The sequence below is a fragment of the Microcystis sp. M44BS1 genome, from assembly GCF_020244875.1.
GTDB classification, from domain to species: domain Bacteria; phylum Cyanobacteriota; class Cyanobacteriia; order Cyanobacteriales; family Microcystaceae; genus Microcystis; species Microcystis panniformis.
On sequence record NZ_JADBVM010000287.1, the window covers coordinates 1 to 3971 of the forward strand.

Genomic DNA, 3971 nt, shown 5'->3' on the forward strand with positions numbered 1-3971 from the left:
TCTAGGGGTGGAGGGTTCCCATTGCCCTATCCTCTTTTCCCGGTCTACCGATTTGTCTGCGCCGTCAGTTGTACTGAACTTCGCTCGTTAGGCTGTCTGAATCCATCGTCACGGGTGGGTCATTGACCACCACTATATTAACACATTCAAGCCGTCGTAGAACGACGGGGTTTCAGACCCAAAATTTCTGATGACGCAGGTATTGGGCGCGGATGGCTTGCTCGTCGGGGTTGTTGGCTACTACTGCCAGTTGCACATAGGTGGGATAGTAGCGACAGAAGATGTAAATCCCACTTTCATCGATGCCCTGCTTGTTCGGTAAAAATCGTTCGCACTGAGGGATGATTTCGACGGGATAGCCGAAAATCTGGACAAAACTGGGAGTAGCAGTCCTCTGGATGCGCCCAATCAAGCGCACACTCAGTATGAAAAACGTTGTCATGAAAATTGCTCAAATTCACTTTAACCTAGATTTGTAGAAGTTTAGTTAAATTATCTCAAGGGAACAAAACCGGCTTTTTTAATTAATTCCTGTCCTTGATCGGTTAATAGTAAATTAGCGTAAGCTTCCCCCGCTTGTTCGTCTAATTGACCATTTTGTTTGATAATAACAAAAAGACGACGGGTGATCGGGTATTCTCCCTTTTGAAAAGCTAGTTCATTCAGTTGATTACGCTTCTGGGGACATTGGAAAGACGGGATCGAAGGTTCTTGATAGGGGGCAACTAATTTATTTTCGCTTTTACCAAGGGGTAAAGTTTTAATTCCACACTGGGGAACTACTTCCGGTGCAGAAGCATAGTAAATTCCTCCCGGATTTTGGGAAACTTTTCTGAGAGCGGGAGTCGTGCTATAAACGTACTGAATATTATCCCCAAAATCGGCTTTTTCTAAAACCTGATCGATAAAAAATTCCACGGTTCCCCCATCTTCCTTGCGTCGGGAATAGGGAATAATGGCTAAATTAGGTCCGCCCACTTGCCGCCAATTGCGAATTTTTCCTGTATAAATATCTTTTAACTGGGTAATTGTTAGACCGGAAACTGGTAAATCGGGATGAACTGCGATCGCAATTCCATCGATAGCCACGGGAACCTCTTTTAAAGTCAATCCCCGTTGTTGAGCGCGTTGTATTTCCTCATCTTTGAGCGATCGAGATGCTTGGGAAAAAGCCAATTGATTCTCGATTAACATCCGAATACCGCTGCCGGTGCCGGGGGTTCCCGCAGTGGGATCGGTATAGACGAGGCGAAATTTCGGCCAGACTTGCTGGATAATAAAGTCCACTTCCTTGCGAATCGGGGCCCAAGTGGTACTTCCCCCGTAGTTAAATAATCCTTCTGGGACATTTTTAACTGCACCTAAAGTTTCAGAAATTTGATTATTCGAGGAGGAAGAATTAGATCGATCATTGAGATTGGGAAAGGTTTTGTTGAGCAACCACCAAGCAATTCCTCCTAAAAGTGCCGATGTCACCATAACCGTCAACAGCAGGGGAAGAATTTCGTTTTTCTGGGACATAAAATCAGGATCACGATTCGGACTACTTTAATGATAATCCCAGCTTTTTTTAACGACCCTAACTTTTACAATTCTGTCGGTTTGTGCCAAGCTCTCTTGTAGGTTGGGTTGACGCAAGGAAACCCAACTATAGACCCAAGTAAACCCCACAAAAAGCCATGAGAAGCGATCGCCTATTCAGACGGATTGAGGTTTTGGCTGTTGGGTTTCTAACTGGGATTGGTGGGTTACGCTAACGAAGAGCGCACCCTACACGCTCTCTTGTCGGTTGGGTTGACGTAAGGAAACCCAACTATAGACCCAAGGAAACCCCACAAAAAGCCATGAGAAGCGATCGCCTATTGAGACGGATTGAGGTGTTGGCTGTTGGGTTTCCCTTTCCCCTAAAATTGAGAGGTTTTCTTTAACCTATTGATTCGCTCAACCCAACAAAAAGGACTCTCTTGTAGGTTGGGTTGACGTAAGGAAACCCAACAAAAAAATAAGAGTATCGAAATAGCGATCGCTTTTTTTAAATCCTACAGTAATCATAGCAATTATTGTCGGTCAAACTTCTCTTTTCTCCCGGTTTAAATCGTCAATTAATTACCTTACTCCTCTTCTCTACTCATTAAAGTAGCGACTAAGAAATTCCTGGGGAGTAATGATGGGGATATTTTCAAAGTCATGTAATGTTAGTAAATCTAAATCTCCTGTAATAATAACTTCTGCTTGAATAACTATAGCGCTCGCTAAAATAACAGCATCATCTGGATCTCTAAGTTGAGGAACTTCTAGTAGTCTGTCAACACAAGGTTGTATAAGTTCTTGAACGATAGTCATCAGGTATGCTGTTGTATATCCACAATATTGTTTTCGAGATTGGAGTTTGGGTCGTTCTAATGTATCTTCTATATCAGCTAAGATCTTTTGGGAGGCAAAGATTGTAATTCTTTGATTTTTAGCTAATTTAAGGATTTTACCTGGAACTCCTCCCCACAACAATCCTGAAATCCAAACATTGACATCTAGAACAACTTTCATGAGTTGGCGCGTCTAATTTGGCGAGCTTCTTTAATCATCTGGCTAATCTCAGCCAGAGTCGGTTGATTGGCATCTGGTTCCATTGCTTCTAGTCGCTCAAAGAATTGCTCTAAATTGACTTTATCTTGATGAACTTTTTTGAGAATGATGGAGTCTTCCGTCAGGGAAATCATGTATTTATCTCCTGGGTTGAGGCGGGTTTGAACTTCAGGAGGAAGTTCGATGTTTCCTTCTCGATTGATTTCTATGAGTAGCTCTTTAGTCATCGGCTTCAAAATCAACTTTATTAGCTTTAGCTGTTAAACAGACTTTATAAATAATCTGATCAAGTTAATTATATATATATTAGCGAATTTTTCAAGCTACGGCCTGCTACCTTGGAATCTAATCCTGGAATTGATGGCGCTCGGCGATTCGCATCTGGAGAGGTAATGTTTCTCCCTCTACATTTATACTACCCCAGGAGAGTCCTTCCACAGAATCAATACTAATGGCGGCTTGACAACCACCCCCTGAACGGTTAAAATGAGATTATGAGTAATTCGGAGAAAAAAATATGTCATACGATAAATAAAAATTATCATTAGAATCTAGGAATTTTTCTAAAAAGCCTAACCGAGACAAAAAGAGTAAAGGAGAAGAATTGAAAACAATTTTCATAGAGATTACCAATTTTTTTCCCTATCTATGTCTTCCATAGTAGGATAAGAAAAATCTATTGCCATTAATTCTAAAATTTTCAAGAACATTTCTGTATCCATTTCCATGACTTCTGCAGCTTTATGAAGACTGATGATACGAGAAACTAAAGCACCCACTACAAAAATAAATTGCTCTTTTTGTTCAATATTATTAAATAATTGAATTTCGGCAGCGATTTCTTGAAAAGTGGTCGAAGTATTCATTGTCTTGCTAAGTTTGATCAATTAAGACAGACCTAAACCAATTTTAACACCAAACCAACCCAACATTGAGTGAGATGATCGAAAGAACAACATCAATATCAAAAAACACGGGATAGACTTTAATTTTGCCAACACAAGTGACTTAAGCAGTAGGTTGGGTTGAGCAATAATAACTTTTTTCTGTCAAATATTAGCGACGCTTGAGCGAAACCCCACCACACCAATGTCGTTAAGAATGTTGGGTTTCTAACTGAGATTGGTGCGTTACGCTAACGAAGAGCGCACCCTACAGGCTCTCTTGTAGGTTGGGTTGACGCAAGGAAACCCAACTATAGACCCAAGGAAACCCCACAAAAAGCCATGAGAAGCGATCGCCTATTCAGACGGATTGAGGTGTTGGCTGTTGGGTTTCTAACTGGGATTGGTGCGTTACGCTAACGAAGAGCGCACCCTACACGCTCTCTTGTAGGTTGGGTTGACGTAAGGAAACCCAACTATAGACCCAAGGAAACCCCACAAAAA

Annotated in this window: 5 protein-coding genes; all 5 read right to left on the reverse strand. The window is 41.5% G+C overall.

Going from position 1 to position 3971, the window contains the following annotated elements; translation table 11 throughout:
• Positions 1–172: 172 nt before the first annotated feature.
• The 5 genes from IM515_RS21905 to IM515_RS21925 all read right to left on the reverse strand — a co-directional run bounded on the left by IM515_RS21905 (position 173) and on the right by IM515_RS21925 (position 3449).
• Positions 173–442, reverse strand: coding sequence for a hypothetical protein (locus IM515_RS21905; RefSeq protein WP_287629178.1), 270 nt, complete (start codon positions 440–442; stop codon positions 173–175).
• Between the two features lie 50 nt (positions 443–492).
• On the reverse strand, positions 493–1521 hold the full coding sequence (locus IM515_RS21910) for a PstS family phosphate ABC transporter substrate-binding protein (protein WP_287629179.1): 1029 nt from the start codon (positions 1519–1521) through the stop codon (positions 493–495).
• 603 nt (positions 1522–2124) lie between these two features.
• Positions 2125–2544: a putative toxin-antitoxin system toxin component, PIN family gene (locus tag IM515_RS21915; protein WP_002768023.1), complete on the reverse strand. Its 420-nt coding sequence runs from the start codon at positions 2542–2544 to the stop codon at positions 2125–2127.
• Positions 2541–2810: a hypothetical protein gene (locus tag IM515_RS21920; RefSeq protein WP_002768025.1), complete on the reverse strand. Its 270-nt coding sequence runs from the start codon at positions 2808–2810 to the stop codon at positions 2541–2543. The genes IM515_RS21915 and IM515_RS21920 overlap by 4 nt, the downstream gene beginning before the upstream one ends.
• Positions 2811–3209: 399 nt before the next feature.
• Positions 3210–3449, reverse strand: coding sequence for a hypothetical protein (locus IM515_RS21925; RefSeq protein WP_287629180.1), 240 nt, complete (start codon positions 3447–3449; stop codon positions 3210–3212).
• Positions 3450–3971 lie beyond the last annotated feature (522 nt).

Coding starts and splice junctions, on each gene's coding strand:
- IM515_RS21915 (WP_002768023.1), bottom strand. CDS start 2,544: ATGAAAGTTGTTCTAGATGTCAATGTTTGGATTTCAGGATTGTTGTGG.
- IM515_RS21920 (WP_002768025.1), bottom strand. CDS start 2,810: ATGACTAAAGAGCTACTCATAGAAATCAATCGAGAAGGAAACATCGAA.
- IM515_RS21910 (WP_287629179.1), bottom strand. CDS start 1,521: ATGTCCCAGAAAAACGAAATTCTTCCCCTGCTGTTGACGGTTATGGTG.
- IM515_RS21925 (WP_287629180.1), bottom strand. CDS start 3,449: ATGAATACTTCGACCACTTTTCAAGAAATCGCTGCCGAAATTCAATTA.
- IM515_RS21905 (WP_287629178.1), bottom strand. CDS start 442: ATGACAACGTTTTTCATACTGAGTGTGCGCTTGATTGGGCGCATCCAG.